At 59.6% G+C, this 25,139-nt stretch carries 18 protein-coding genes and 4 tRNA genes; 20 read left to right on the top strand and 2 right to left on the bottom strand.

Annotation, left to right across the window (positions count from 1 at the left end):
- Positions 1 to 390: 390 nt before the first annotated feature.
- The 12 genes from gltX to AACY30_RS02495 all read left to right on the top strand — a co-directional run bounded on the left by gltX (position 391) and on the right by AACY30_RS02495 (position 10,539).
- On the top strand, positions 391 to 1,872 hold the full coding sequence (gene gltX, locus AACY30_RS02550; protein ID WP_339471302.1) for a glutamate--tRNA ligase: 1,482 nt from the start codon (positions 391 to 393) through the stop codon (positions 1,870 to 1,872).
- Positions 1,873 to 2,019: 147 nt separating this feature from the next.
- Positions 2,020 to 2,095: transfer RNA gene (locus AACY30_RS02545), tRNA-Ala, on the top strand.
- 56 nt (positions 2,096 to 2,151) lie between these two features.
- Positions 2,152 to 2,227: transfer RNA gene (locus tag AACY30_RS02540), tRNA-Glu, on the top strand.
- A 50-nt stretch (positions 2,228 to 2,277) separates the two neighbouring features.
- Positions 2,278 to 2,353: transfer RNA gene (locus tag AACY30_RS02535), tRNA-Ala, on the top strand.
- Positions 2,354 to 2,433: 80 nt separating this feature from the next.
- A tRNA-Glu gene (locus AACY30_RS02530) sits at positions 2,434 to 2,509 on the top strand.
- A 182-nt stretch (positions 2,510 to 2,691) separates the two neighbouring features.
- On the top strand, positions 2,692 to 3,231 hold the full coding sequence (locus AACY30_RS02525; protein WP_339539604.1) for a TetR/AcrR family transcriptional regulator: 540 nt from the start codon (positions 2,692 to 2,694) through the stop codon (positions 3,229 to 3,231).
- A 15-nt stretch (positions 3,232 to 3,246) separates the two neighbouring features.
- Positions 3,247 to 4,080, top strand: a complete 834-nt coding sequence (locus AACY30_RS02520; protein WP_339471358.1) for an alpha/beta hydrolase — start codon at positions 3,247 to 3,249, stop codon at positions 4,078 to 4,080.
- A gap of 39 nt (positions 4,081 to 4,119) precedes the next feature.
- A complete protein-coding gene (locus AACY30_RS02515; RefSeq protein ID WP_339471299.1) occupies positions 4,120 to 4,554 on the top strand; it encodes an acyl-CoA thioesterase in 435 nt (144 codons plus the stop codon).
- Positions 4,555 to 4,609: 55 nt separating this feature from the next.
- Entirely contained in the window at positions 4,610 to 5,587 is a 978-nt protein-coding gene (locus AACY30_RS02510; protein WP_339539603.1) for a tRNA dihydrouridine synthase, read from the top strand.
- Between the two features lie 563 nt (positions 5,588 to 6,150).
- On the top strand, positions 6,151 to 7,290 hold the full coding sequence (locus tag AACY30_RS02505; RefSeq protein ID WP_339539602.1) for a hypothetical protein: 1,140 nt from the start codon (positions 6,151 to 6,153) through the stop codon (positions 7,288 to 7,290).
- Positions 7,291 to 7,559: 269 nt separating this feature from the next.
- Positions 7,560 to 8,321, top strand: a complete 762-nt coding sequence (locus tag AACY30_RS02500; RefSeq protein ID WP_445261407.1) for a hypothetical protein — start codon at positions 7,560 to 7,562, stop codon at positions 8,319 to 8,321.
- A 286-nt stretch (positions 8,322 to 8,607) separates the two neighbouring features.
- Positions 8,608 to 10,539 carry a hypothetical protein gene (locus tag AACY30_RS02495; RefSeq protein ID WP_339539601.1) on the top strand — a complete coding sequence of 644 codons (1,932 nt, stop codon included), beginning with the start codon at positions 8,608 to 8,610 and terminating at the stop codon, positions 10,537 to 10,539.
- Here the strand turns inward: AACY30_RS02495 and AACY30_RS02490 are convergent.
- Positions 10,536 to 13,832, bottom strand: coding sequence for an EAL domain-containing protein (locus AACY30_RS02490; RefSeq protein WP_339539600.1), 3,297 nt, complete (start codon positions 13,830 to 13,832; stop codon positions 10,536 to 10,538). The two genes, AACY30_RS02495 and AACY30_RS02490, sit on opposite strands and share 4 nt — an antisense overlap.
- Positions 13,833 to 13,897: 65 nt before the next feature.
- Positions 13,898 to 14,788, bottom strand: a complete 891-nt coding sequence (locus tag AACY30_RS02485) for a LysR family transcriptional regulator (protein WP_339471293.1) — start codon at positions 14,786 to 14,788, stop codon at positions 13,898 to 13,900.
- A 140-nt stretch (positions 14,789 to 14,928) separates the two neighbouring features.
- Here AACY30_RS02485 and leuC point away from each other — a divergent pair, with 140 nt between their 5' ends.
- The 8 genes from leuC (at position 14,929) to truA (ending at position 25,086) form a co-directional block, all read left to right on the top strand.
- Positions 14,929 to 16,347: a 3-isopropylmalate dehydratase large subunit gene (gene leuC / locus AACY30_RS02480; RefSeq protein WP_339539599.1), complete on the top strand. Its 1,419-nt coding sequence runs from the start codon at positions 14,929 to 14,931 to the stop codon at positions 16,345 to 16,347.
- 10 nt (positions 16,348 to 16,357) lie between these two features.
- Entirely contained in the window at positions 16,358 to 17,002 is a 645-nt protein-coding gene (leuD, locus tag AACY30_RS02475) for a 3-isopropylmalate dehydratase small subunit (RefSeq protein ID WP_032888286.1), read from the top strand.
- Positions 17,003 to 17,070: 68 nt separating this feature from the next.
- Positions 17,071 to 17,835 (top strand): class I SAM-dependent methyltransferase, encoded by a 765-nt coding sequence (locus AACY30_RS02470; RefSeq protein WP_339471292.1) that lies wholly within the window; start codon positions 17,071 to 17,073, stop codon positions 17,833 to 17,835.
- A 53-nt stretch (positions 17,836 to 17,888) separates the two neighbouring features.
- Positions 17,889 to 18,971 (top strand): 3-isopropylmalate dehydrogenase, encoded by a 1,083-nt coding sequence (gene leuB / locus AACY30_RS02465; protein WP_339539597.1) that lies wholly within the window; start codon positions 17,889 to 17,891, stop codon positions 18,969 to 18,971.
- A gap of 64 nt (positions 18,972 to 19,035) precedes the next feature.
- The gene (asd, locus tag AACY30_RS02460) at positions 19,036 to 20,148 is read left to right on the top strand and encodes an aspartate-semialdehyde dehydrogenase (RefSeq protein WP_032859466.1); all 1,113 of its coding nucleotides are present in this window, start codon (positions 19,036 to 19,038) and stop codon (positions 20,146 to 20,148) included.
- 235 nt (positions 20,149 to 20,383) lie between these two features.
- Positions 20,384 to 21,394 carry an aspartate-semialdehyde dehydrogenase gene (locus AACY30_RS02455; RefSeq protein ID WP_339539596.1) on the top strand — a complete coding sequence of 337 codons (1,011 nt, stop codon included), beginning with the start codon at positions 20,384 to 20,386 and terminating at the stop codon, positions 21,392 to 21,394.
- Positions 21,395 to 21,555: 161 nt separating this feature from the next.
- On the top strand, positions 21,556 to 24,120 hold the full coding sequence (locus AACY30_RS02450; protein ID WP_339539594.1) for a FimV/HubP family polar landmark protein: 2,565 nt from the start codon (positions 21,556 to 21,558) through the stop codon (positions 24,118 to 24,120).
- 141 nt (positions 24,121 to 24,261) lie between these two features.
- The gene (truA, locus tag AACY30_RS02445; protein WP_339539613.1) at positions 24,262 to 25,086 is read left to right on the top strand and encodes a tRNA pseudouridine(38-40) synthase TruA; all 825 of its coding nucleotides are present in this window, start codon (positions 24,262 to 24,264) and stop codon (positions 25,084 to 25,086) included.
- Positions 25,087 to 25,139: the final 53 nt, after the last annotated feature.

The raw sequence follows: 25,139 nt of genomic DNA, 5'->3' as shown, positions 1-25,139 counted from the left end.
GGGGCGAAGCGTTTTGGGTTACTTTTGGCGCTCTTCCAAAAGTGACTCGCCGTAAGGGCGAAACCCTAAGTAGCCGTTACCGCAGAAATGGATATGTACTCATTCCAACCACACCGCATGGTCAGCCCAGAGGCCGCCATCGCAGGCAAGCCAGCTCCCACATTTTGATCGATTTACACCCAATAGGGCTCGAGCGACTATCAAGCCGCCACGGGAGCAAGCTCCCTCGCCACTGGTCGGACACAACACCGAAAGTTGTGTAGATACCCATGCTGCGATGGGCGCGACGCGGTCCATCAGAGTCACCCAGGCTGGAGCCCAACCACCCCAGGCTGTTACCATTCCTCCCTTGTTTCAATTTTCAGCTTTATCGCCCATTCGAGACCTGCCATGACCACCGTCCGCACGCGCATTGCGCCATCGCCTACTGGGGATCCCCACGTCGGCACTGCTTACATCGCCTTGTTCAACTACTGCTTTGCCAAGCAGCACGGCGGTGAATTCATCCTGCGGATCGAAGACACCGACCAACTGCGCTCTACCCGTGAGTCGGAACAGCAGATTTTCGATGCCCTGCGCTGGTTGGGCATTACCTGGGCGGAAGGCCCGGACGTCGGCGGCCCGCACGGTCCTTATCGCCAAAGCGAGCGCAGTGACATCTACAAGCAGTACACCCAGCAATTGGTCGACATGGGTCATGCATTCCCGTGCTTCTGCACCGCAGAAGAGCTGGACCAGATGCGCGCCGAGCAACAGGCCCGTGGCGAAACCCCGCGCTACGATGGCCGTGCGCTGCTGCTGTCGAAAGAAGAAGTCGCCCGCCGCCTGGCCGCTGGCGAACCGCACGTTATCCGCATGAAAGTGCCGAGTGAAGGCGTGTGTGTGGTGCCGGACATGCTGCGCGGTGACGTCGAAATCCCGTGGGACCGCATGGACATGCAAGTGCTGATGAAGACCGACGGCCTGCCGACGTACTTCCTCGCAAACGTGGTCGACGACCACCTGATGGGCATCACTCACGTGCTACGCGGTGAAGAATGGCTGCCGTCGGCACCGAAACTGATCCTGCTCTACGAGTACTTCGGCTGGGAACAGCCGCAGCTGTGCTACATGCCGCTGTTGCGTAACCCGGACAAGAGCAAGCTGTCCAAGCGCAAGAACCCGACCTCGGTGACCTTCTACGAGCGCATGGGCTTCATGCCGGAAGCGATGCTCAACTATTTGGGCCGCATGGGCTGGTCGATGCCGGACGAGCGCGAGAAGTTTTCGCTGCAGGAAATGGTCGACAACTTCGACCTGTCCCGCGTGTCCCTGGGCGGGCCGATCTTCGATATCGAGAAACTGTCGTGGCTCAATGGCCAATGGCTGCGTGACCTGCCGGTGGAAGCGTTCGCCAGCCGAGTGCAGCAGTGGGCGTTGAACCCTGAGTACATGATGAAGATCGCGCCGCTGGTGCAGGGCAGGGTGGAAACATTCAGCCAGGTCGCACCGTTGGCCAGCTTCTTCTTTGCCGGTGGCGTGAACCCGGACCCCAAGCTGTTTGAGTCCAAGAAACTCTCCGGTGATCAGGTTCGCCAGTTGATGCAGTTGATCCTGTGGAAGCTCGAAAGCCTGCGTCAGTGGGAGAAGGATGCGATCACCGCGACGATCCAGGCGGTGGTTGAGTCCCTGGAATTGAAGCTGCGCGATGCCATGCCTTTGATGTTTGCCGCGATCACCGGGCAGGCCAGTTCGGTGTCGGTGCTGGATGCCATGGAAATTCTCGGCCCGGACCTGACGCGTTTCCGTCTGCGCCAAGCCCTTGATTTGCTTGGTGGTGTATCAAAGAAAGAAAACAAAGAGTGGGAAAAACTGCTGGCTGCTATCGCCTAAGCAGGCTGCTGTAACGGTGAAACCCCGGTTTTCCGGGGTTTCACCGGTAAGTGATTGTTATCCCGGCAAAAAACTTTAGAAATTGTTGAAAATAAATTTGACACACTTCTAAAGCGCCATTAAGATTCGCCCCGTCCTCACCGATGAGGGGCTATAGCTCAGCTGGGAGAGCGCTTGCATGGCATGCAAGAGGTCAACGGTTCGATCCCGTTTAGCTCCACCAATTTACAGGTTCAAGGTCTGGCCACACCGTCCTTGAATTGATGTGCAGAAGGTTTTGTCCCCTTCGTCTAGTGGCCTAGGACACCGCCCTTTCACGGCGGTAACAGGGGTTCGAGTCCCCTAGGGGACGCCAGTTTAAACAAGCATTTCGAAAGGTATGCTGCGTCGCGAGACGAAAAATCCGGGGCTATAGCTCAGCTGGGAGAGCGCTTGCATGGCATGCAAGAGGTCAACGGTTCGATCCCGTTTAGCTCCACCAATTTTACAGGTTCAAGGTTGCGGTCACTCGGTCCTTGAATCGATCAGTTCTCAGCGCTGATCAATGTATAGAAGGTTTGTGTCCCCTTCGTCTAGTGGCCTAGGACACCGCCCTTTCACGGCGGTAACAGGGGTTCGAGTCCCCTAGGGGACGCCACGATTACCCGCTCTGCGGGATTTTTAAGGGTCATTCAATTATTGAATGGCCCTTTTGTTTGTCTGGCGTTTGGCCGATCTCTCTCTCAACTCGCTTTTTCTCTTCTGACCAATGGTCATGCCTGTCGCTTGCCAAATATTATTATGGTAATAATATTCAACTCATGAACATCGGAGGCAATGATGAGCGATAAAAAAGCGCAAACCCGCGAACGCATTCTGCAGGCTGCCAGCGCCGCGTTGATCCAGCGTGGCCCGGTAGAGCCAAGTGTGGGGGAGGTCATGGGCGCCGCGGGGCTGACCGTCGGTGGTTTCTACGCGCACTTCGAAAGCAAGGACGCGCTGATGCTGGAGGCCTTTACTCAGTTGCTGTCCAAGCGTCGCGCCTCGATTGACGACATCGATCCACAGCTGACCGGAGAAGAGCGTAGAAGCCTGGTGGCGGCGTTCTACTTGTCGCGCAAGCACCGTGACTCAACGGCCCAGGCATGTCCGATCCCGGCCACTGTGGGCGAAATGAGCCGTCTGCCGGATGAGTTCCGCCAGGCACTCAATGAGCACTGCGAGCTGATGGCTGCGCAGCTCTCCGCCAGCCCTGAAGACACTGACAAAGCCCTGGCTGACATGGCGCTGATGATCGGTGGCCTAGCCCTGGCCCGCGCGCTGGGTCCTGGTGAATTGTCTGACCGTGTGCTGCGTGCCGCCAAGTCGGCGGTGCGCTAGAAGAGGGCTCTCATGATGGGCACGCTAACCTGGATTCGGCGCTTCAACGGTACGTTGGGGCACCTGGCTCCGCAAATGGTGGCCAACAAGATGCGTCGTGCCTTCATGACGCCGCGTCATCTACCGCCGCGCGATTGGGAGCTGCCGCTGTTGGCGCAGTCGGAGCGCATCACCTTGCGTTTCGGTTTGTCTGCCTTGCGTTGGGGGCAGGGGCCTGCGGTGCTGTTGATGCACGGCTGGGAAGGGCGGCCCACCCAGTTCGCGAGCCTGATCAGTGCGTTGGTCGACAATGGTTATTCGGTGATTGCCCTGGACGGTCCCGCCCATGGCCGTTCGCCGGGGCGTGAAGCCCATGTGCTGCTCTTTGCTCGCGCCATGCTTGAGGCGGCGGCGGAGTTGCCGCCGCTGCATGCCGTGATCGGCCATTCAATGGGCGGTGCCAGTGCGATGCTGGCAGTGCAGTTAGGCTTGCGTACCGAGGCGTTGGTGAGTATTGCCGCGCCGTCACGCTTTCTGGATGCGCTACGCGACTTTACCAGGAGGGTCGGTTTGCCAGCGCGGGCACGGTCGGCGTTTATCCAGGAGGTCGAGTTGACGTTCGGCATGCCGCTCAAACACTTGGATGTGGCCCACTACCAGATGAATATCCCCGGCCTGATCGTGCACGCCGAAGACGATACGTTCGTCCCGGTCAAGGCGTCGCAAGCCATTCACGAAGCCTGGTTCGACAGCCGCCTGCTGCGGCTGGAGCAGGGCGGTCACCAGAAAGTGTTGGCCGATCCACGGGTGATCGACGGTGTGCTGGCATTGCTGGCCGGCCGCTGTCTACAGGAGCGGCAAAGCGCCTGATACACTCCTCCCGCCGACATTAATCGACTGGAGCAAGGCATGGGCTGGGATTTGGTAACGCCGTTTATCATCGATCTGCAGGTCGCCGCTGAAGACATCGACGGCCTGGGACACGCCAATAACGCGGTGTATGTGTCTTGGCTGGAGCGCTGCGCCTGGCGCCATTCCCAGCGCCTGGGGCTGGACCTTACCGAATATCGTCGACTGGACCGCGCCATGGCCGTGGTGCGGCACGAGATCGACTATCTGGCCGCAGGCTACGAAGGCGATGAGCTGCAACTGGCCACCTGGATCGTCGACTGGGACCAGCGCCTGAAGATGACCCGGCGCTTCCAACTGGTACGCCCGCGTGACGGCGTCACCTTGCTACGCGCACACACTACCTTTGTCTGCATTGAGCTCTCCACTGGCAAGCCCAAGCGCATGCCAGCGGAGTTTCTCGATGGTTATGGCCCCGCCCTGACAGGGGGTTAACGGTTGCTGTGGGAAACCCAGTAAACTGCGCCACGATTTTTGTTGAGTGTTTTCCATGCAAATTGCTTTGGCGCCCATGGAGGGGTTGGTCGACAACATCCTGCGGGACGTGCTGACCCGCGTCGGCGGTATTGACTGGTGTGTGACCGAGTTCATCCGCGTCAATGACCGCCTGCTCACCCCTGCGTATTTCCACAAGCTCGCCCCGGAACTACTGCATGGTGCCCACACCGCCGCTGGCGTACCGCTGCGCGTGCAATTGCTCGGCTCCGACCCGGTGTGCCTGGCCGAAAATGCGGCCTTGGCCTGCGAATTGGGTTCGCAGGTCATCGACCTGAATTTCGGCTGCCCCGCCAAGACTGTCAACAAGTCCCGTGGCGGTGCGGTGCTGCTCAAGGAGCCGGAGCTGCTCAACCGGATCGTCGAGCACGTCCGGCGCGCTGTACCGGCCCACATCCCGGTGACCGCCAAGATGCGCTTGGGTTTCGATAGCCCGGACGGCGCCCTGGTCTGCGCCACCGCCTTGGCCGAAGGCGGCGCGGCGCATATCGTCGTGCATGCGCGCACCAAGACCGATGGCTATAAGCCGCCGGCCCATTGGGAATGGATCCCGCGGGTACAGGATGTGGTCAAGGTCCCGGTGTTCGCCAATGGCGACATCTGGAGTGTCGACGACTGGAAGCGTTGCCGCGAAATCAGCGGCGCCGAAGACATCATGCTGGGCCGCGGCCTGGTCGCGCGTCCTGACCTGGCACGGCAGATCGCCGCGGCGCGGGCGGGCGAGGAAGTGGTTGAGATGACTTGGGCAGACATGCAGCCCATGCTCCAAGACTTCTGGACCCAGTCAGTGGCGCAACTGACCGAGCGCCAAGCGCCGGGGCGTTTGAAGCAATGGCTGGCGATGCTCACCCGCAATTACCCTGAAGCGGTGGAGTTGTTTACGCTGATGCGTAGGGAGACCGATCTGGAGCAGGTCGGACGTTTGCTGGGTATGCCCAGCCAGCGTGAGCGGTCGAGGGTGTTGCAAGATTAGCTTTACATATATAAGTGTTTCATCCCTTGCTGTAACGGGCGCCGAAAGGCGCCTTTTTTTTGTCTGAAAAATAACGTTGTGACGATAACGCCCCCTGTTCAGGGCGGTGTTCAGGCTGGGTAGCGTTTGGAGGGTTATCATGTTGTCGCGGGATATATGCAAGTAAGCATGAGTGTCGGGCTCGACGGCTACGAAGTTTTAATGCGTTGGCATTGTTTGGAGGCAGTTGAAGTATTTGCGGGTGCGTTAATTAGCATACGTTGCACGTGTCAAAAAGGTTTGTTGTTTTCCTGAAATTACTTTTTACCAGGGTATTGCCTTAAATATCATCTAATGGGGCGGGCAGGGCTTACATCCTCTCGGTTTTAGGCTGGATGCCCATGGGCAGAATGCTCGGCCGGTTATTTGGTTTCCTTATATAAGCCTGGGTTCTTCGGAACTCATCGCCGTTTCGCCCCACGAATCTTGCGAGTTTGTCGAACTCACCGTTGTTTTACACCCCACATCAATAAGTGGCTCTTTCCTGTCAGTGCAGGGCTGGGCGCGGTCTAAGGAATACCAGTATGTCTAATGTGTCGACCAAACCGTTTATGTCAATGAGTACAGAATACGCACGCCTTAATCAGGCGTCAGTGCAGGTGGATAAACCGCTCGAACTATCGTCGGCGGCGGACAATGTAAGTAAGTTTCTGAAAGATAGCAGCCCGGGGCCAAAAGAAAATAATCTGACCGTTGATAAAGAGTCGCTGGAAAAGTTGTTCGCCATGTTTGAGTTCGCGGTCAAGGCGATGCGTAGCATGCTTGCGGGTATGGGCGTGCTGCCCAAGATGCCCGGTGAGCTGGATGCTCAATCCCAACTCAAGCCTGGGCCTGATCCAAAGGTCGTAGCAGATACAAATGGTAAGACCAAGATCGAGCCGAAAACGGACGCCAAGACGCAAGTTAAGCTTAGCTCTGATCCTAAAGTCGTTGCAGATACAAGCGTTAAACCCAAGATCGAGCCGCAAACGGATGCCAGGACGCAGGTGAAGCCTGGTCCTGATCCTAAAGTCGTTGCGGATACGAACGTTAAGCCTGGTATCGAGCCGCTTGCGCAGGCCAAGACTCCAGCCAAGCCGGGCCCGGATTTGAAGGTAAAGCCGGATGGGCATACCCAGGTGAACCTTACCCCTGACGGCAAGCTCGCCACCAAACCGGCTATGACTTCACTCACTGATACTGCACAGAATAATAAGTTGTCTTCCGAAATCAACGTAATAGTGCAGGTCCAGGGCTGTCACTGCCCGCACACAGGCGAAAAAATTGCCCCCCAGCCCGCGCTCACCCCTAAGGTCGATATGCAGCCCGCGCCACCGGCATTGGTCACACCAAAGGTTGATGCCCAACCCCAGTCGCCTGCAGTGGTGAACCCGAAGGTCGATAAACAACCATCGCTGCCATCGCCGGTAATGCCGAAGCTCGATACCTCGCCGTTGCTACAGCCTCAGGTCACCCCGGCGACCGTTAAAAAAACCGAACCCAATGCGCCTGCAACGCCGGTCGAACCTACCTCGACCACGGTTGATCCGAAGCCTGAGATTCGGCCTGCTCCGGACCTTGCAGCCCCCGCACCGGATGACTTGGTGAACGATTCCAGCAGCGGCTCCCGGAGCCGATTCGACGACCATCGCGCTGCCAGGCCAAGCCTGCGTTCACGTTTCTGAGCCTGCTGTCTGGAGGCGTTGAACATAAATGTCCGTTCCCTGACCCGTTAGGTCAGGGAACACTCAAAGAGATTTGAAGCATGTCATCAATAAGCCATAGCCCCGCTAGGCAAGCCACTATCATTCCTTACCGGACACCTGACTATTCTGTTCGTGCCTCGTGTGATTCAGGGCACCAGAATAACGTTCGTACCGCACCACCGGCGCCCCGCACACAGTTCAAACGCGATAGTTTCGGAAATAACCCTGCCCCAATTGCCTTGATGGGTATGCTGACCGAACTGTTCAAGCAGCTCTTCAGTCAATTGCAGAGCCTCCTGCGGGGAGATATGCGTCCGCCGGAGCCAAAAAGCAGCGACTTACCTGTGCCTCAGCCGCGTCTGCAGCCCGCACCCGATACGACACCCGTCGACAAGCCAAAAGAGCCCATTCCCGAACTGTCCACTAAGCGTAACGGAGCAAAACCCAACAACATCTGGAATGGCTTTAGGCAGGGAAGCAAAGGTAACTGCGTAACGGTCTCGGCGATCAAGGCGGCGATGGCAAAGTTTGGCCAAAGCCCAACGGACATCTATAAGTCTGTTGAGAAGGTTGCAGACGGTTATAAGGTCGTTATGCGCGATGGGTTCGCGTTGACCTTGAAAAAGTCTGAGTTGGACAGCGCTATTCGCGGTGCTGCCTTTGTTCCCATGAGTGATCGGGAAATGCTCCAGGATGCACACTTCCTTTTTGCGTGCTCTGCCAAGCGTGCGCAAATAGAGAATAACGATGGATTCGCGAACAGAAGCTTTGATGCAGCCATAAGAAGTCTTAACGATCGTGAGGATGAACGTGGGCCGGGTGAGGGCCTCAAGCGTTTGGGGTTAAAGGATCATATGAAACACGTGTCGGCGCGTGACTTGGCCGACAAGTCGTTGATCGGTATGGTCAACAGACGCGGGCACTCGGTTGCGGTGGTGGATGGAAGTGAAGAGTATTACGGGCGCAGAGGCGAACGGCCCACAGGTGGGCAGGCGATTGCGCTGGTCTGATAACGCCGATAAATGTCCGATTTGACCCATGTAGCCGCCAAGGGCTCACCACGGAATGTTCGCAGGGATGCCACTTTAACGGTAGTTCATGTTTTAGCACGTTGACTGTATGCACGCTTTGAAAGGTCGAAAGACGACTCACTTGTGCAGGCTTAGGTGGGTGATTCAACTGGCCGATTAATCTGCAGCAGCCTCAACGTGCTTTTTTATTTCAGACACGGGTTTATGAAGTTTTAGCGTTTCCCGCCGAGGACGCATCCACCTATTTCATTTAAGAGTTAATGATATGAGTACGTCGGCCATTGAATCTTCTCCTCGCTTAACGCCCATGGTCACGCCGTTGTCGAGCCACTCAGAACAACAAAACTTTCCCATCGCAACCTTTGATGCGCCGGAGCGTGGCTTCGGCGAGTATTTCAATGTGAGTTCGCACCGCGCAGTCATCAAACTGATGATGCTCACTTTTGGATCGAGTCCGGCTGACTTTTTCAACGAGGTAAGGGGCTGCGGTGATGGTTATGACGTCATCCTGAAAGACGGTTTCAGGCTGCACCTTTCCGAGCAGGAGTTACAACAGGCGGCGGTCGCATCGCGTTTTACCGGCAGTGATGCCGATGTATTGAGCAGTGCTCATTTCGCGCTGGCTGTGTTCATCAAGCGCAAACAGTTGGGCAGTGGTAACACTGTTGATCTAGCCAGTTTTGAGGCGGTCCTGACCCAGTCTTTACAGGGTGAGACGACCTTTAACATGCTAAAGGGCATGGGCTTGTCCGGCCATTTCCAGTATGTACCCACGGCGACGGTCGTCAGCGAAGGAGGGGTGGGTGTAGCAGACAGCTACGACGCGGGTTCGTCGCTGATTTATGCCGGCAAGGCACACCGCTTTGGCAGGGAGAGCCCGCCCGATCGAACCTACATGTATACGCTGGTGAGCGACAGTGCGCCGAAGCCCCGCAGGGCCACAGCCCCCGTCTCGCCGATCGTCGTGCCCAAGGCTGACCAGGTCACGACGAGTGTCCGCCCCCAGGTCGCCGAGGTGTTGCAGGGTTTCACTGCGGCTTCGCGAAAGTTTGGCGAAGCATTCGACCTGAGCAGCCATGCCGCCGTGATCAAGATGATGATGCTCAGGTTTGGCCAGTCGCCCTTTGAGATGTTTGAAAAAATCGTGGCCACGGAGAATGGGTTCAACGTCACCATGAAAGATGGTTTTGAGGTGAGTTTTTCCCGGCGAGAGCTGCAGCGCACTGCCGAAGCCTCAAGGTTTTCAGGCCCAGACACTCAAATGACCGGCGATGCCAATTTCATGCTGGCCGCCTTTACCAAGCGCAAGCAAGTTGAACGCAATGCTCAGTTCGAGGCAGCGTTATCGAGCACCTTGCGCGGAGAGCACACTTACAACGTCTTGAAGGGGATGGGCCTGACCGGCTTTCTACGGGTTGTTTCGCCCGACAAGCTGCGCGATCCGACCCGTGTTGGCGTCACCCCTGCGTTCAACTATTCAAGCGCTTTGGTAGTGGATGGCATCAAGCATCGCGACGGTGAGAAACAGGCCGTCGTAAAGGACTATGGCTACCATCTTGCCGCGGACGTTGCCCGAGCGCCCAACGCCAAGCCTGCGCAATTCCCGGCGCCCCCCGTCGGCGTCAAGCCAGTCGATATCTGGGGCGGTTTCTATCAAGGCGTGGAAGGTAACTGTGTCACGGTGTCGGCGATCAAGGCGGCGATGATGAAATACGGGCAAAACCCTTTGGGGATCTTCAAGCGTGTCGACGAAACGCCGGACGGTTTCACCGTTACCATGCGCGATGGCTGCACGGTGCGCCTCACCTATGTCGAGCTGGAAATGGCACGCGCGGCGGCTAACTTCTACGGTACGGATAAAGGGCTGGTTGACGACGCCGTGTTCCTTTATGCCGCGAGCGCCAAGCGTGCACAGTTGGAAGACCACGAATTCCGCGCCAGTGCCGGGTTTGACGTCGCCCTCAAAACACTGAATGACGGTGAGGTGCCTGGCGACGCGCTGCGCCGTCTGGGCTTGTACGCCTTCACTCGCCAGAGCAGCGTGCAGGAACTGGCGTCAGGCGTGCCAGGCACTCTGGCGAACTTCGGGCATTCCGTGGTCGTTGTCGACGGCGCTGTCGATGAATATGGCGCCAAGCGCGACTTGAACGACTCGCGCTGGATGGAAAAGGGCGGCCGCGCACTGAAACTGGTTTAAACCCCACCCTTGTCGGCGATCAACAGCTCCCTGAATCCGATCATCGGCAGTGGTCGGCTGTGCCAATAGCCTTGGTACAAATGGCAACCCAAGCCCTGCAGGAATGCCAGTTGATCCTGGGTTTCCACACCCTCGGCGATCACCACCAGGTTGAGGCTGCGAGCCATCGCCACAATGGCGCGAATGATTTCGGCGTCGTTGGGGTCGTGAGTGGCGTCACGCACAAAGGATTGGTCGATCTTCAGCGCATCCACCGGCAGGCGCTTGAGGTAAGTGAGCGATGAGTAACCGGTGCCGAAGTCATCCATCGCAAAGCTCACGCCGAGTTTTTTCAGGCGGCGCATTTTGCTGATGGTGTCGTCCAGGTTCTGGATCACAATGCCTTCGGTGATTTCCAGTTTCAGCAGACTGAACGGCAATTGGTGCTGCTTGAGGCTGCGCTCCACCCGCTCCACAAAATCGTTCTGGCGGAACTGCCGAGGGCTGATGTTAACGCACAGGCTGAAGTTCAACGGGTCTACCAGGCCTTCCGCGACCAGTTGTTGAAAGGCCGCGCAGGCTTCATCAAGGATCCAGGTACCGACTTCAAGGATCAGGCCGCTGTCCTCCAGTACCTTGATGAATTCGGACGGTGACTGCGCGCCCAGTTGCGGGTGCTGCCAGCGCACCAACGCCTCGGCGCCGACGATCTTGTTGCCGCGTGCATCCACTTGCGGCTGGTAATGCACGCTGAACTCGCCGCGCGACAGCGCCAGGCGCAGGTCGGTCTCCATGCGCAGGCGTTCGCTGGCGGTTTTTTGCATGCTGTTATGGAACATCTGCGTGGTGTTGCGCCCTGAGTCCTTGGCGCGATACAGGGCGATGTCGGCGCGCTTGAGCAAGTCCGCCGGCGTGGTGCCGTGGTCGGGAATCAGCGCCACGCCAATACTCGGCGTGACCTGCAAACGATGGCCATCGAGGAACATCGGCTCCGAGAGTAATTCGCGCAGGGTATCGGCCAGTTCTTGCACCTGATTGCTGACTTCCATGCGCGAACCATCCAGCCCACTGAGCAGCACCACGAACTCATCGCCGCCCAGGCGCGCCACGGTGTCTTCCATACGCACGCTGGCCTCCAGGCGTGCGGTGACGATCTTCAGCACCGAGTCGCCGACCGGATGGCCGAGGGAGTCGTTGATGTGTTTGAAGTGGTCAAGGTCCAGGAACAGCAGCGCACCGCGCAAATTGTGGCGCTTGAGCAGGGCAATTTGCTGGCTTAGGCGGTCCATCAACAGGGCGCGGTTGGGCAGGTTGGTCAACGGGTCGTGGTAGGCCAGGTGGCGGATCTGTGCCTGGGCGTTTTTCAGCAGGCTCACGTCCCGTGCTGTCAGCAGCAGGCACGGGGTTTCATTCAGGGTGATGGGCTCCACCGAGACCTCCACCGCCAGCAACTCGCCGCGTTTGTTGTGCCAGAGCATTTCCAGGTGGTGGATGCGGCCTTTGATCTGCAATTCGGCCAATAGCGCGGCGCGTTGGTTTTCATCGGCCCAGATGCCGATCTGGTAAAGGGTCAGGCCTATGGCTTCCTTGGCACGATAGCCGGTCAGGCGGCAGAAACCGTCATTGACCTCCACATAACGGCCGGTGTCGCGCTCGGTGATGGAAATCGCGTCGGGGCTGGAATGGAAGGCCTTGGCGAACTTTTCCTCGCTGGCCTTGAGTGCAGCTTCCGAGCGTTGTTGCTGAGTGATGTCCCGCAGCGTGGTGACGATGCATGGCTGGTCGCCGACCTTGATCAAGCGGCTGGAAATCACGCACGTCAGGCTTTGTCCGTTTTTGTGATGCGCCACGATCGCCACATTGCTCAGCGTCTGCTCGCGGATTACCCGCTCGATTCGCTGCAGGCGTTTGCTCGACTCGTCCCACAGGCCGATCTGCTCGGCACTTTTGTCGATCACCTCAGCGGCGGTCCAGCCAAAGGTCTGGGTAAAGGCAGGGTTGATCTCCATAAACACGCCGCTGTCCAGGCAGGTCACGCAGATTGGATCCGGGCTGGCCTGGAACAGGCTGGCGAATTTTTCTTCGGAGGCGGTCAGGCGTTGTTCGCGCTCCACTTGGTCCGTGATGTCCAGTAAGGTGCCGGCCATTCGCAGCGGCGCGCCTTTATCATCGCGATAGAGGCGGGCACGGCTTTCAAGGTAGCGCGAGCTGCCGTCTACCATGGGCACGCGGTAGGTCAGTTGATAGTTGCCGGCAGGGCCCTCGCGCAGGGTGCGGTAGGCGTTGCGCATGCTGTCGCGTTCTTCATGGGGCATGCCTTCGAAAAACGCGTCGAAGGACTCATGGAACGGTTCGGGCGGCAGACCGTGCAATTGGGCGGAGCGTGCCGAGCCGTAGAGCATGCCGGTGGGGATGTGCCAGTCCCAGGTGCCCAGTTGCGCAGAATCCAGGGCCAGGTCGAGGCGTTCCTGGCTGTCCTTGAGGGCTTGCTCGGCGTTTTTGCGCTCGGTGGTGTCGAGAAAGGTGCTGAGTAAATACGCCTCACCTTCCAACTCGACCTTTTGTGCGCTGAGGGTGCCATCGTGGACCTGGCCGTTGCTGGCACAAAACTGCACCTCCATGGTAATGGGCCGGCCCTTGCGCTGCGTGGCCTTGACCAGCAACGCACGTTGCTCCGGGCGGCGCCACAGGCCGAGCTCCAGGGTGGTGCGGCCAATGGCGTCGGCCAGCGGCCAGCCAAAGAGCATTTCGAAATATTGGTTGGCTTCGCTGATCAAACCGTCGCACTGGCGGGTCAGTAATACCATGTTGGGGCACAGGTGGAACAAGGTGGCAAAGCGTTTTTCGGAGTGGCTGAGGGCGTGCTCGCGTTCGCGCTGGCGGGTGGTCTCGCGGATCACCCCGATCATGCGGCGCCGACCGGCTTTATCTGGCGCCAGGCTGCCGTTGATTTCTAGCCAGTGATGGGTGCCGTCCGGCCACTGGATGTGGTGGTGCATGGCTTGCTCGAATGGCTCGCCGGCCAGTACGGCGTGAAAGGCCCGCACCACTCGGGCGCGATCCTGTGGCGCCAGCAGGTCGAGATAATCCAGGTCCTTGGGCAGTGGTTGGCGCGGGTCAAAGCCGAACAGCGCCTGGGTGCCCCGCGACCAGCTTATCCTGCCGCTGTCGATCTCCCAGCACCATGCACCTAGCCGGGCGGCATTGAGCGCTGCCAGCAACTGCGGGGCACTGTCCCAGCTTTGCTCCGCCTGTTGAGGATCAAGGGCGTAGATGCGGGGCAGGGGTGGCACGGAATCGGAGGGGTTGCGCATTATCAAAGGGCCTTGGCTCGATGGGCGTAAAGCGCGGTTTTTTCAGACCTTGAGTCCGCACAGTGTCATGCCGGTATCCCTGGCAGATCGACCTGTGCATCCAATAGGCTCATGAAAGCCCGCGCAGCGTTCGACAGCGTCCTTTCGGTGTGCACGATATAGCCTAGCTGGCGACTGAGCTGTATGCCCGGCAAAGCGATACTTGCCACCTGCTCATCGAGCATAGTGCGCGGTAAAACGCTCCAGGCCAGGCCGATCGACACCATCATCTTGATAGTTTCCAAATAGTTAGTGCTCATTGCGATGTTCGGCGTGAGGCCCTGGGCCTCGAACAGCCGGCTGACAATATGGTGAGTAAAGGTGTTGCCGCCCGGGAAAACCGCCGGATGGCCGGCGATATCGGCCAGGTTGACGCGGTCATTGCTGATCAGGCTGTGCTCCGGCGCCACCACGAAATCCAGTGGGTCGTCCCACACCGGGGTGGCACGTACAAGGTTGTGCGGATCGGGCGCCAGGGTAATTACTGCCACTTCGGCGCGGCCGTGGAGGATTTCTTCGTAGGCCACTTCCGAATCGAGGAACTGAATATCCAGCGCCACATTGGGGTATTCCCGGGTAAAGGTGCGTAGCACAGGCGGCAGGCGGTGCAGGCCGATATGGTGGCTGGTGGCCAGGGTCAGGCGACCGCTGACTTCGCCGGTCAGGTTAGTGAGTGCGCGGCGCGTGTCGTCCAGCACATTGAGGATCTGATAGGCGCGCGGCAGCAGGGCCCGCCCGGCTTCCGTCAGGCCGACTTCACGACCCAGGCGGTCGAACAATCGCACCTTTAGTTGTTGCTCCAGGCCGGCAATGCGTTTGCTGATGGCGGGTTGGGTCAGGTGCAGGCGTTCACCGGCGCCGGAGAAGCTGCCAGTCTCGGCGATGGCGATAAAAGCATTGAGGTTGGCCAGGTCCATGGTGGTATTCCAGTTGGTAATCCAAAGCATAAAAAATATGAATTTGAGTTATTTAATGTAGCGCCATACCATCAGCGTCACAAGCCAAAGGGTTATTGAAAAACCCGGCGTATAGAAGCACCGATGATGAGGACCGACTGATGGCCGGCAAAACGCTTTACGACAAGCTTTGGGATTCCCATGAAGTGAAACGGCGCGACGATGGCTCGTCGCTGATCTATATCGACCGTCACATCATCCATGAAGTGACCTCGCCCCAAGCGTTCGAAGGCCTGCGACTGGCCGGGCGCAAGCCCTGGCGCGTCGACTCGATCATCGCTACCCCGGACCACAACGTACCGACCACCCCTGAGCGCAAGGGCGGCATCGACGCCATCGTCGACACCGTGTCGCGTTTGCAGGTGCAGACCCTCGACGACTACTGCGACGAATATGGCATCACCGAATTCAAGATGAATGACGTGCGTCAAGGTATCGTCCACGTGATCGGCCCGGAGCAGGGCGCGACGTTGCCTGGCATGACCGTGGTTTGCGGCGACTCCCATACCTCCACCCACGGCGCGTTTGGCGCCTTGGCCCACGGCATCGGTACTTCTGAGGTTGAACATGTGTTCGCCACCCAGTGCCTGGTCGCCAAAAAGATGAAGAACATGCTGGTGCGCGTTGAGGGCAAATTGCCGTTCGGCGTGACCGCTAAAGACATCGTGCTGGCGGTAATTGGCAAGATTGGCACCGCCGGCGGTAACGGCCATGCCATCGAGTTCGCTGGCAGTGCGATTCGCGACCTGTCCATCGAAGGCCGCATGACCATCTGCAACATGTCCATCGAAGCCGGTGCCCGTGTGGGCATGGTGGCGGCGGACGAGAAGACCGTCGACTACGTAAAAGGCCGTCCGTTCGCGCCATCAGGCGCCGATTGGGATGCTGCGGTAGAAGCCTGGAAAGACCTGGTGTCCGACGCCGATGCAGTGTTCGACACTGTGGTTGAACTCGACGCTGCCCAGATCAAACCGCAAGTCAGTTGGGGTACTTCGCCGGAAATGGTTCTGGCCGTCGATCAGAACGTGCCAGACCCGGCCAAAGAGGTCGACCTGGTCAAGCGCGGTTCCATTGAGCGCGCCTTGAAGTACATGGGTCTGAAAGCCAACCAGGCGATTACCGACATTCAACTGGATCGCGTGTTCATCGGTTCCTGCACCAATTCTCGGATCGAAGACCTGCGCGCTGCAGCGGTGATCGCCAAAGGCCGAAAAGTCGCTTCGACCATCAAGCAAGCCATCGTGGTGCCAGGTTCGGGCCTGGTGAAGGCGCAAGCCGAGGCGGAAGGCCTGGACAAGATTTTCCTCGAGGCCGGCTTTGAATGGCGTGAGCCGGGCTGCTCGATGTGCCTGGCGATGAACCCGGACCGTTTGGAGTCGGGCGAGCATTGCGCGTCCACCTCCAACCGTAACTTCGAAGGGCGCCAGGGTGCCGGTGGGCGCACCCACCTGGTCAGCCCGGCCATGGCCGCTGCGGCTGCCGTCAACGGTCGTTTCATCGACGTTCGCGAATTGATCTGAGGAATACCCGATGCGTGCTTTTACACAACACACAGGTTTAGTCGCGCCGTTGGACCGTGCCAACGTGGACACCGACCAGATCATCCCCAAGCAGTTCTTGAAGTCGATCAAGCGCACCGGTTTCGGCCCGAACCTGTTCGACGAGTGGCGCTACCTGGACGTGGGCTACGCCTACCAGGACAACTCCAAGCGTCCGTTGAACAAGGATTTCGTGCTCAACGCCGAACGCTACCAAGGCGCCAGCGTGTTGCTCGCCCGGGAAAACTTCGGCTGCGGCTCCAGCCGTGAACACGCGCCGTGGGCGCTGGAAGAATATGGCTTTCGCAGCATCATCGCGCCGAGCTATGCCGACATCTTCTTCAATAACAGCTTCAAGAACGGCTTGTTGCCGATCATCCTCACCGATGAAGAAGTCGACGAACTGTTCAAACAAGTGGAAGCCGATGTGGGCTACCAGTTGACGGTTGACCTGGCCGCGCAAACCGTGACCCGTCCGGACGGCAAGGTGTATCACTTTGAAGTCGATGCCTTCCGTAAGCACTGCCTGATCAACGGCCTGGACGATATCGGCCTGACCTTGCAGGACGGTGATGCGATTGCCGCGTTTGAGGCCAAGCACCGGGCTAGCCAGCCATGGTTGTTTCGCGATGCCTGATTCTATGTAAGCCGGACTGGCTCGCGAAAGCGGCAGTAAAAACAACACAAGTCCCAAGGAAAACCACCATGACACGCACCGCCCACACCCAAGTCGTGCAAAAACAATTCGGTGAGCAAGCCTCGGCCTACCTGAGCAGTGCCGTGCACGCCCAAGGCACCGAATTCGCGCTGCTCCAGGCCGAACTGGCCGGGCAGGGCAGTGCGAGACTGCTGGATTTGGGCTGCGGCGCCGGTCATGTCAGTTTTCACGTGGCGCCGCTGGTCAAAGAAGTCGTGGCCTACGACCTCTCCCAACAGATGCTCGACGTAGTCGCCGGCGCAGCTGTAGACCGCGGCCTGGACAACATTCGCACCGTACAGGGCGCCGCTGAACGCCTGCCGTTCGCCGACGGCGAGTTCGACTACGTGTTCAGCCGCTATTCGGCCCACCACTGGAGCGACCTCGGCCTGGCCCTGCGTGAAGTACGCCGGGTGCTCAAGCCAGGCGGCGTGGTGGCCTTCGTGGACGTCTTGTCACCGGGCAGCCCGCTGTTGGACACTTACCTGCAAACCGTCGAAGTACTGCGCGACACCAGCCACGTGCGTGATTACTCCGCCGCCGAATGGATGCGTCAGCTCAGCGAAGCCGGTTTGCACGTACGCAACAGCAGCCGTCAGCGCCTGCGCCTGGAATACACCTCGTGGGTCGAGCGCATGCGCACGCCAGCGGTATTGCGCGCCGCAATCCTCGAGCTGCAAACGGCGATGGGCCAGGAAGTGCGCGATTACTACGAAATTCAGGCCGACGGCACCTTCAGCACCGACGTGCTGGTGGTCTGGGCCGAACGCTGATTGATTTTCCCCGACCTGCCCACGGGCGGGTCGCTTGATGAAATGAGGAACGCATGAGCAAGCAGATTCTGATTCTCCCTGGCGACGGTATTGGTCCGGAAATCATGGCCGAAGCGGTCAAGGTCCTGGAACTCGCCAACAGCAAGTACAGCCTGGGCTTTGAACTGAGCCACGACGTGATCGGCGGTGCGGCCATCGACAAGCACGGCGTGCCGCTGGCCGACGAAACCCTGGAGCGCGCCCGCGCGGCTGACGCCGTACTGCTCGGCGCCGTGGGTGGCCCGAAATGGGACAAGATCGAACGTGACATCCGCCCTGAGCGCGGTCTGCTGAAAATCCGCGCGCAACTGGGCCTGTTCGGCAACCTGCGCCCGGCGATCCTCTACCCGCAACTGGCCGACGCGTCGAGCCTCAAGCCGGAAGTGGTGGCGGGCCTGGATATCCTGATCGTGCGTGAGCTGACCGGCGGTATCTATTTCGGCTCGCCACGCGGCGTGCGTGAGTTGGAGAATGGTGAGCGCCAGGCCTACGACACGCTGCCGTACAGCGAGAGCGAAATCCGTCGTATCGCCCGTGTCGGTTTCGACATGGCCCGCGTGCGCGGCAAAAAGGTTTGCTCGGTGGATAAAGCCAACGTATTGGCTTCCAGCCAGCTGTGGCGCGAAATTGTTGAAGAAGTGGCCAAGGACTACCCGGACGTCGAACTGAGCCACATGTACGTCGACAACGCCGCCATGCAACTGGTGCGCGCGCCGAAGCAGTTCGACGTGATCGTCACCGACAACCTGTTCGGCGACATTCTGTCCGACCAGGCGTCGATGCTCACCGGTTCCATCGGCATGCTGCCGTCGGCGTCTCTGGACACCAACAACAAGGGCATGTACGAGCCTTGCCACGGCTCGGCGCCGGACATCGCGGGCCAGGGCACTGCCAACCCGCTGGCGACGATTCTGTCGGTGTCGATGATGTTGCGTTACAGCTTCAACCTGAGCGACGCCGCAGACGCCATCGAGAAAGCCGTGAGCCTGGTGCTGGACCAGGGTTTACGCACTGGCGACATCTGGTCGCAGGGTTGCACCAAGGTCGGTACGCAAGAAATGGGCGACGCAGTAGTCGCCGCGCTGCGGAATCTGTAATCTCTCTGGCCCGCTTGCAGTTGTTGCTGCAAGGCGGCCCACTTTTTAACAAGGTGTAGTTGCGATGAAACGTGTAGGTCTGATCGGTTGGCGCGGTATGGTCGGTTCCGTGCTCATGCAGCGGATGCTGGAAGAGCAGGATTTCGATCTTATTGAGCCGGTGTTTTTCACCACTTCGAACGTGGGTGGCCAAGGGCCGTCCGTGGGCAAGGATATTGCCCCGCTCAAAGACGCCTACAATATTGAAGAGCTGAAGACCCTCGACGTGATTCTGACCTGTCAGGGTGGCGACTACACCAGCGAAGTCTTCCCCAAGCTGCGCGAAGCCGGCTGGCAGGGCTACTGGATCGACGCCGCCTCAAGCCTGCGTATGCAGGATGACGCGGTAATCGTCCTGGACCCGGTGAACCGCAAGGTCATCGACCAGCAACTGGACGCCGGCACCAAGAACTACATCGGCGGCAATTGCACCGTCAGCCTGATGCTGATGGGCCTGGGCGGTTTGTTTGAAGCCGGCCTGGTCGAGTGGATGAGCGCCATGACCTATCAGGCGGCCTCCGGTGCCGGCGCGCAGAACATGCGTGAACTGATCAAGCAAATGGGCGCGACCCACGCAGCCGTCGCCGATCAACTGGCGGACCCGGCCAGCGCGATCCTCGATATCGACCGTCGTGTGGCCGAAGCCATGCGCAGCGATGCGTACCCGACCGAGAACTTCGGCGTGCCATTGGCTGGCAGCCTGATCCCATGGATCGACAAAGAACTGCCGAACGGCCAGAGCCGCGAAGAGTGGAAGGCCCAGGCCGAGACCAACAAGATCCTCGGTCGCTTCAAGAGCCCGATCCCAGTGGATGGCATCTGCGTGCGCATCGGCGCGATGCGCTGCCACAGCCAGGCGCTGACCATCAAGCTGAACAAAGATGTGCCGATTGCCGATATCGAAGGGCTGATCAGCCAGCACAATCCGTGGGTCAAGCTGGTCCCGAACAACCGTGATATCAGCATGCAGGAGCTGAGCCCGACCAAGGTCACGGGTACCCTGAATGTGCCGGTGGGTCGTCTGCGCAAGCTGAACATGGGCACCCAGTACCTGGGCGCGTTCACCGTTGGCGACCAGCTGCTGTGGGGCGCGGCTGAGCCGTTGCGTCGTATGCTGCGGATTCTGCTGGAGCGTTGATCGCTTGAGGCAAGATGAGAAACCCGCGTTCTGGTGACAGGCGCGGTTTTTTTTTGTTGTGCTTTCGGGCCTCTTTGCGGGCAAGCCCCACATTTGATTGCATTTAACTCGATCGAATGTGGGGGCGGGCTTGATTGCAAAGAGGCCATCAGTCACACCACAAACGCTGGGTTAATTGCCTCACCCCCCACCACCCGGTAAAGTGCCGCTCCCCGCAATGCCCGAGGCAGCCCTCATGACCCAGACCTTTGATATCGCCGTAATCGGCGCCACCGGCACCGTTGGCGAAACCCTGGTGCAGATCCTTGAAGAGTTGAGCTTCCCGGTGGGCACTCTGCATTTGCTGGCGGGCAACAACTCGGCTGGCGCATCCGTGCCGTTTCGCGGCAAGAACGTGCGGGTGAGGGAAGTCGATGAGTTCGACTTCAGCAAAGTGCAACTGGCTTTTTTTGCGGCGGGACCGGCGGTTACCTTGAGTTTCGCCCCGCGTGCCACCGCGGCGGGTTGCTCGGTGATCGACTTGTCTGGCGCCTTGCCGGCCGCGCAAGCGCCGCAAGTGGTGCCGGAAGTCAACGCCCATGTGCTTGATGGCCTGAAAAAACCGTTCCAGCTCGGCAGCCCAAGCCCATCGGCGACCAACCTGGCGGTGGTACTGGCGCCCTTGCGTGGCCTGTTGGATATCCAACGCGTGAGCGTCACCGCCAACCTGGCAATGTCGGCCCAGGGGCGCGAGGCGGTCAGCGAGCTCGCACGGCAAACCGCCGAGCTGCTGAACATGCGCCCGCTGGAACCGACGTTCTTTGATCGTCAGGTCGCCTTCAATGTGTTGGCGCAAGTCGGCGCGCCAGACGCCCAGGGTCATACAGCCTTGGAAAAACGCCTGGTCCATGAACTGCGTGCAGTGCTGGCATTACCTTTGCTAAAGATTTCCGCAACTTGCGTTCAAGCACCGGTGTTTTTTGGCGATAGCCTGACTGTGTCTCTGCAATTGGGCGCAGCGGTCGATCTCGCCGCCGTGAACCGCGCACTCGACACAGCTCCAGGTATAGAGCTCGTGGATGAGGGGGACTATCCCACCGCAGTGGGCGACGCGGTAGGCCAGGATGTTATTTATGTAGGGCGGGTCCGTAAGGGTGTGGATGACCCGGCGGAACTAAATCTGTGGCTGACGTCAGATAACGTACGCAAAGGCGCCGCACTGAACGCCGTGCAGTTGGCGCAGTTGTTGATAAAAGACCTTGTGTAAAAGATACTTGGCGGCAATTTGTAGATTGATTCTAGCCAGGCGCTATGCTTGGTCCAAAGCAGAACAGAAGCGCGTCGGTAACCTATCGGCTCGCCATGCCTTATGGCAGCGGTTACCAACCTTCTCGCAGGCCGGGGAGTGTTCAAACAAAGGATGAGGCTATGGTTCAAGTTCGCAAACTGGTGTTAGCAATAGCGGCCGCCTCGGCGCTGTCCTCCGGTATGGCGCAGGCGCTGCAGCTGGGGGAGATGACCCTCAAGTCGAAGTTGAACCAGCCGTTGGCGGTGGAGATCGAATTGCTCGATGTCGGTGGCCTCACGGCTTCCGAGATCACGCCGAGCCTGGCCTCATCTCAGGCGTTTGTGGACGCGGGCGTCGATCGCCAGGCGTTCCTCAATGACCTGACGTTTACCCCGGTGGTCAATCCCAATGGCCGCAGCGTGGTGCGTGTCACCTCAAGCAAGCCGCTGCCGGAATCCTACGTACGCTTTCTGCTGCAGGTGCAATGGCCCAATGGCCGTCTGATGCGCGATTACAGCGTATTGCTCGACCCGGCCAAATTCGACCAGCGGGCACCGACGGCCGCCGCACCTGCCCCGCGTGTGGCGGCGCCTGCCAGCACCGCGCCAGCCGTGAGCAAGCCGGCGCAGTACACCACCACCTCCCGCGACACCTTGTGGGAAATTGCCGCGAAGAATCGCAATGGCGGCTCGGTCCAGCAGACGATGCTGGCGATCCAGGCGCTCAACCCGGGCGCGTTTATCGACGGCAATATCAACCTCCTGAAAACCGGCCAGGTCCTGCGCCTGCCAGATACCGTAGAAAGCACCGCGCTGCCGCAACCCCAGGCGATAGCCGAAGTCCGCGCGCAGAATAACGCCTGGCGCCAGGGTCGGCGCGTCGCCACCAACCCTGCGGCGGGTAAGCAGCAACTGGACGCCACCAAGCGCGCCCAAGCTGGCAACGCGCCAGCGACTACCAACGCTAAGGACAACTTGAGCCTGGTTTCGGCCGAGGCGGCCAAGAAGGACGCCAAAGGCAAGGCTGGCGACAGCGCGGTTCTGAGCGACAAACTGGCAATGACCCAGGAGCAACTGGACACCACTCGTCGCGACAACGAAGAGCTGAAAAGCCGTGCGGCCGACCTGCAAAGCCAGTTGGACAAGCTGCAAAAACTGATTCAACTGAAAAACGATCAGCTTGCCCGTTTACAGGCTGAAAAGGGGGCTCCGGTCGCTCCGGCCACTGCAGCAATGCCGGCTCAGTTGGCGGGTGAGCCGGCTGCTGCCCCTTCAGTGCCCGATGCAGCGACAGCAGCGACAGCAGCGACAGCAGCGCCTGTGCCAGCGGCTGAACCGGTCAAAGCTGATGCAGCGCCTGCCACCACCGAGGGCAAATTCAACGACCTGCTGACTAGCCCCGCCGTGCTCGGCGTGCTCGGCGGTGCGGCTATTTTGTTGGTGCTGTTGCTCCTGCTGTTGTGGGCGCGCCATCGCAATGCTCGCCGCGAAGAGGAAAAGCACCTGCGCATGGCGCGGGCCCTGGCTGAAGAGCCGGAGTTCGCCTCCAACATCGACCACGACCTGCCGCCGGACAGTTTCGAAGGCCTGGAAGTGCCGCCGCCAAGCGTCAAGTTGGCCGCCGCTCCAGCAGCGGCCCCAGCCGTTGAGCCGGCAGTTGTTGTGCCGACCGTTGCCTCTGTACTTGCGCCGCTGGCTGTTGCTGTGGCCCCGGCAAACTCCAGCGATTCACTGGCCCAGGCCCAATCCCATATCGACCGTGGCCACCTGAACCAGGCCGCCGATGTGCTGGAGCAGGCAATTAAGCATGAGCCCAAGCGCAGCGACCTGCGTTTGAAGCTGATGGAAGTCTACGGCCTGCAAAGCGACAAGGACGGCTTCGTCACCCAAGAGCGTCAACTGGTAGCCAATGGTGAAAACCACGCCCAGGTCGAGCAGCTCAAAAGCCGCTTCCCGGCCATGGCCGTTTTGGCGGCGGGCGTCAGCGCTGCGGTTGCCGCCGCCGCGCTGGACGCTCAATACGTCAAGGATTTGCTCGAAGACAAGCCGGCTGAGCCTGCGCCAGAGACCTTCGACACCGATTTCGATTTGAGCCTGGACGATCTGGAAGCGGCATCCCCGGCTGAGGTCAAGGACGATCAGCAGACATTCGAGTCGCTCCTGCAGCAGCAGACTGAAGCCAAGGCCGCTCCGGATGATCTGTCGGACTTCGACCTGGACCTGCAACCTGATGCACCGGCTTCGGCGCAATCCGATGACGACTTCCTCTCGGGCCTGGACGAGCAGATGAAGGACGTACCTGCTGTCGAGCCGCCGACCCTGACCCCTGCGGCGCTGGACGATTTCGATCTGTCGGAAGATTTCGACCTGTCCCTGGCCGATGAGCCGCAAGCAAGCGCCAAGCCTGATGCTTTTGCGTCGGAGCTGGATGACGTCAATGCCGAACTGGACCGCCTGTCCCAGAGCCTGGAACATCCGTCCATCGAGCCGTCCTTTACCGCGGAAGACGCGGCACTGGGCGATGATGAGCCGGAATTCGACTTCCTCTCCGGCACGGATGAGGTGGCCACCAAGCTTGACCTGGCCCAAGCCTATATCGACATGGGCGATGCGGACGGCGCGCGGGACATCCTCTCCGAAGTGCTGACCGAAGGTGATGAGACCCAGCGCGGCGAGGCTAAGGAAATGCTCGACCGGCTGGCGTGATCGTCGACTGTTAAAGCAGCGGCGCCCTTCGGGGCGCCGTTTTGCTTTTGTGGGCTCCCACACAAACCGGCATAATGACCCCCTCTGCGCAACTCATCAGGCTCTCAGTTCTTGGCAAATATAGATAACGCGGCCGCCGAAATGGCGGCCGCAGGCTTTTACCGCATCGCCCTTGGCGTGGAATACAAAGGCTCGCGCTATCGCGGCTGGCAGCGCCAGGCCTCCGGTGTGCTGACGGTGCAGGAAACCCTGGAAAAGGCCCTGTCCAAAGTCGCCGATTCGCCGGTATCGCTGATGTGCGCCGGGCGCACCGACGCCGGCGTGCACGCCTGCGGCCAGGTAGTGCACTTCGACACCCAGGCTGAACGGTCAATGAAAGCTTGGGTGATGGGCGCCAATATCAATCTGCCCCATGACGTCAGTGTCAGCTGGGCCAAGGTGATGCCGGCGCACTTTCATGCACGCTTCAAGGCGATCGCCCGGCGTTATCGCTACGTGATCTACAACGATCAGATCCGCCCGGCGCACCTCAACGAAGAAATTACCTGGAACCACCGCCTGCTGGATGCCGAGCGCATGGCCGAAGCGGCGCAGCACCTGGTGGGCGTGCATGATTTCAGCGCGTTTCGTGCCGGCCAGTGCCAGGCCAAGTCGCCGATCAAGGAGGTCCACCATTTGCGGGTGACCCGTCACGGCAAGATGATTGTGCTGGATATTCGCGCCGGGGCCTTCCTGCACCATATGGTTCGAAACATTGCCGGGGTGCTGATGACTATCGGCACGGGCGAGCGCCCGGTGGAGTGGGCCAAGGAAGTACTGGAAAGCCGAATTCGCCGCACGGGCGGGGTCACGGCACATCCGTTCGGTCTGTACCTGGTGGATGTGGAGTACCGCGACGAGTTTGAATTGCCGGAACGTTTCATCGGGCCACACTTCCTCACAGGTTTCAGCGAACTTGGCGGCTGACGCCCGGAAAAGCTTTTGTTACCATCCGGGACTTTCTGGTTCCAACCCCGAGG

This window comes from Pseudomonas sp. RA_5y_Pfl1_P24, assembly GCF_963970945.1.
GTDB classification, from domain to species: Bacteria; Pseudomonadota; Gammaproteobacteria; order Pseudomonadales; family Pseudomonadaceae; genus Aquipseudomonas; species Aquipseudomonas tritici.
This window is presented reverse-complemented; position numbering and strand designations above follow the sequence as displayed.

Bases quoted from the DNA above. Each gene is read 5' to 3' on its own strand.
- AACY30_RS02495 (WP_339539601.1), top strand. From the start codon at position 8,608: ATGAGTACGTCGGCCATTGAATCTTCTCCTCGCTTAACGCCCATGGTC.
- asd (WP_032859466.1), top strand. From the start codon at position 19,036: ATGAAACGTGTAGGTCTGATCGGTTGGCGCGGTATGGTCGGTTCCGTG.
- leuC (WP_339539599.1), top strand. From the start codon at position 14,929: ATGGCCGGCAAAACGCTTTACGACAAGCTTTGGGATTCCCATGAAGTG.
- AACY30_RS02485 (WP_339471293.1), bottom strand. From the start codon at position 14,788: ATGGACCTGGCCAACCTCAATGCTTTTATCGCCATCGCCGAGACTGGC.
- AACY30_RS02505 (WP_339539602.1), top strand. From the start codon at position 6,151: ATGTCTAATGTGTCGACCAAACCGTTTATGTCAATGAGTACAGAATAC.
- leuD (WP_032888286.1), top strand. From the start codon at position 16,358: ATGCGTGCTTTTACACAACACACAGGTTTAGTCGCGCCGTTGGACCGT.
- AACY30_RS02510 (WP_339539603.1), top strand. From the start codon at position 4,610: ATGCAAATTGCTTTGGCGCCCATGGAGGGGTTGGTCGACAACATCCTG.
- AACY30_RS02525 (WP_339539604.1), top strand. From the start codon at position 2,692: ATGAGCGATAAAAAAGCGCAAACCCGCGAACGCATTCTGCAGGCTGCC.
- AACY30_RS02450 (WP_339539594.1), top strand. From the start codon at position 21,556: ATGGTTCAAGTTCGCAAACTGGTGTTAGCAATAGCGGCCGCCTCGGCG.
- AACY30_RS02520 (WP_339471358.1), top strand. From the start codon at position 3,247: ATGGGCACGCTAACCTGGATTCGGCGCTTCAACGGTACGTTGGGGCAC.
- AACY30_RS02470 (WP_339471292.1), top strand. From the start codon at position 17,071: ATGACACGCACCGCCCACACCCAAGTCGTGCAAAAACAATTCGGTGAG.
- truA (WP_339539613.1), top strand. From the start codon at position 24,262: ATGGCGGCCGCAGGCTTTTACCGCATCGCCCTTGGCGTGGAATACAAA.
- AACY30_RS02455 (WP_339539596.1), top strand. From the start codon at position 20,384: ATGACCCAGACCTTTGATATCGCCGTAATCGGCGCCACCGGCACCGTT.
- AACY30_RS02500 (WP_445261407.1), top strand. From the start codon at position 7,560: ATGCTGACCGAACTGTTCAAGCAGCTCTTCAGTCAATTGCAGAGCCTC.
- AACY30_RS02515 (WP_339471299.1), top strand. From the start codon at position 4,120: ATGGGCTGGGATTTGGTAACGCCGTTTATCATCGATCTGCAGGTCGCC.
- gltX (WP_339471302.1), top strand. From the start codon at position 391: ATGACCACCGTCCGCACGCGCATTGCGCCATCGCCTACTGGGGATCCC.
- leuB (WP_339539597.1), top strand. From the start codon at position 17,889: ATGAGCAAGCAGATTCTGATTCTCCCTGGCGACGGTATTGGTCCGGAA.
- AACY30_RS02490 (WP_339539600.1), bottom strand. From the start codon at position 13,832: ATGCGCAACCCCTCCGATTCCGTGCCACCCCTGCCCCGCATCTACGCC.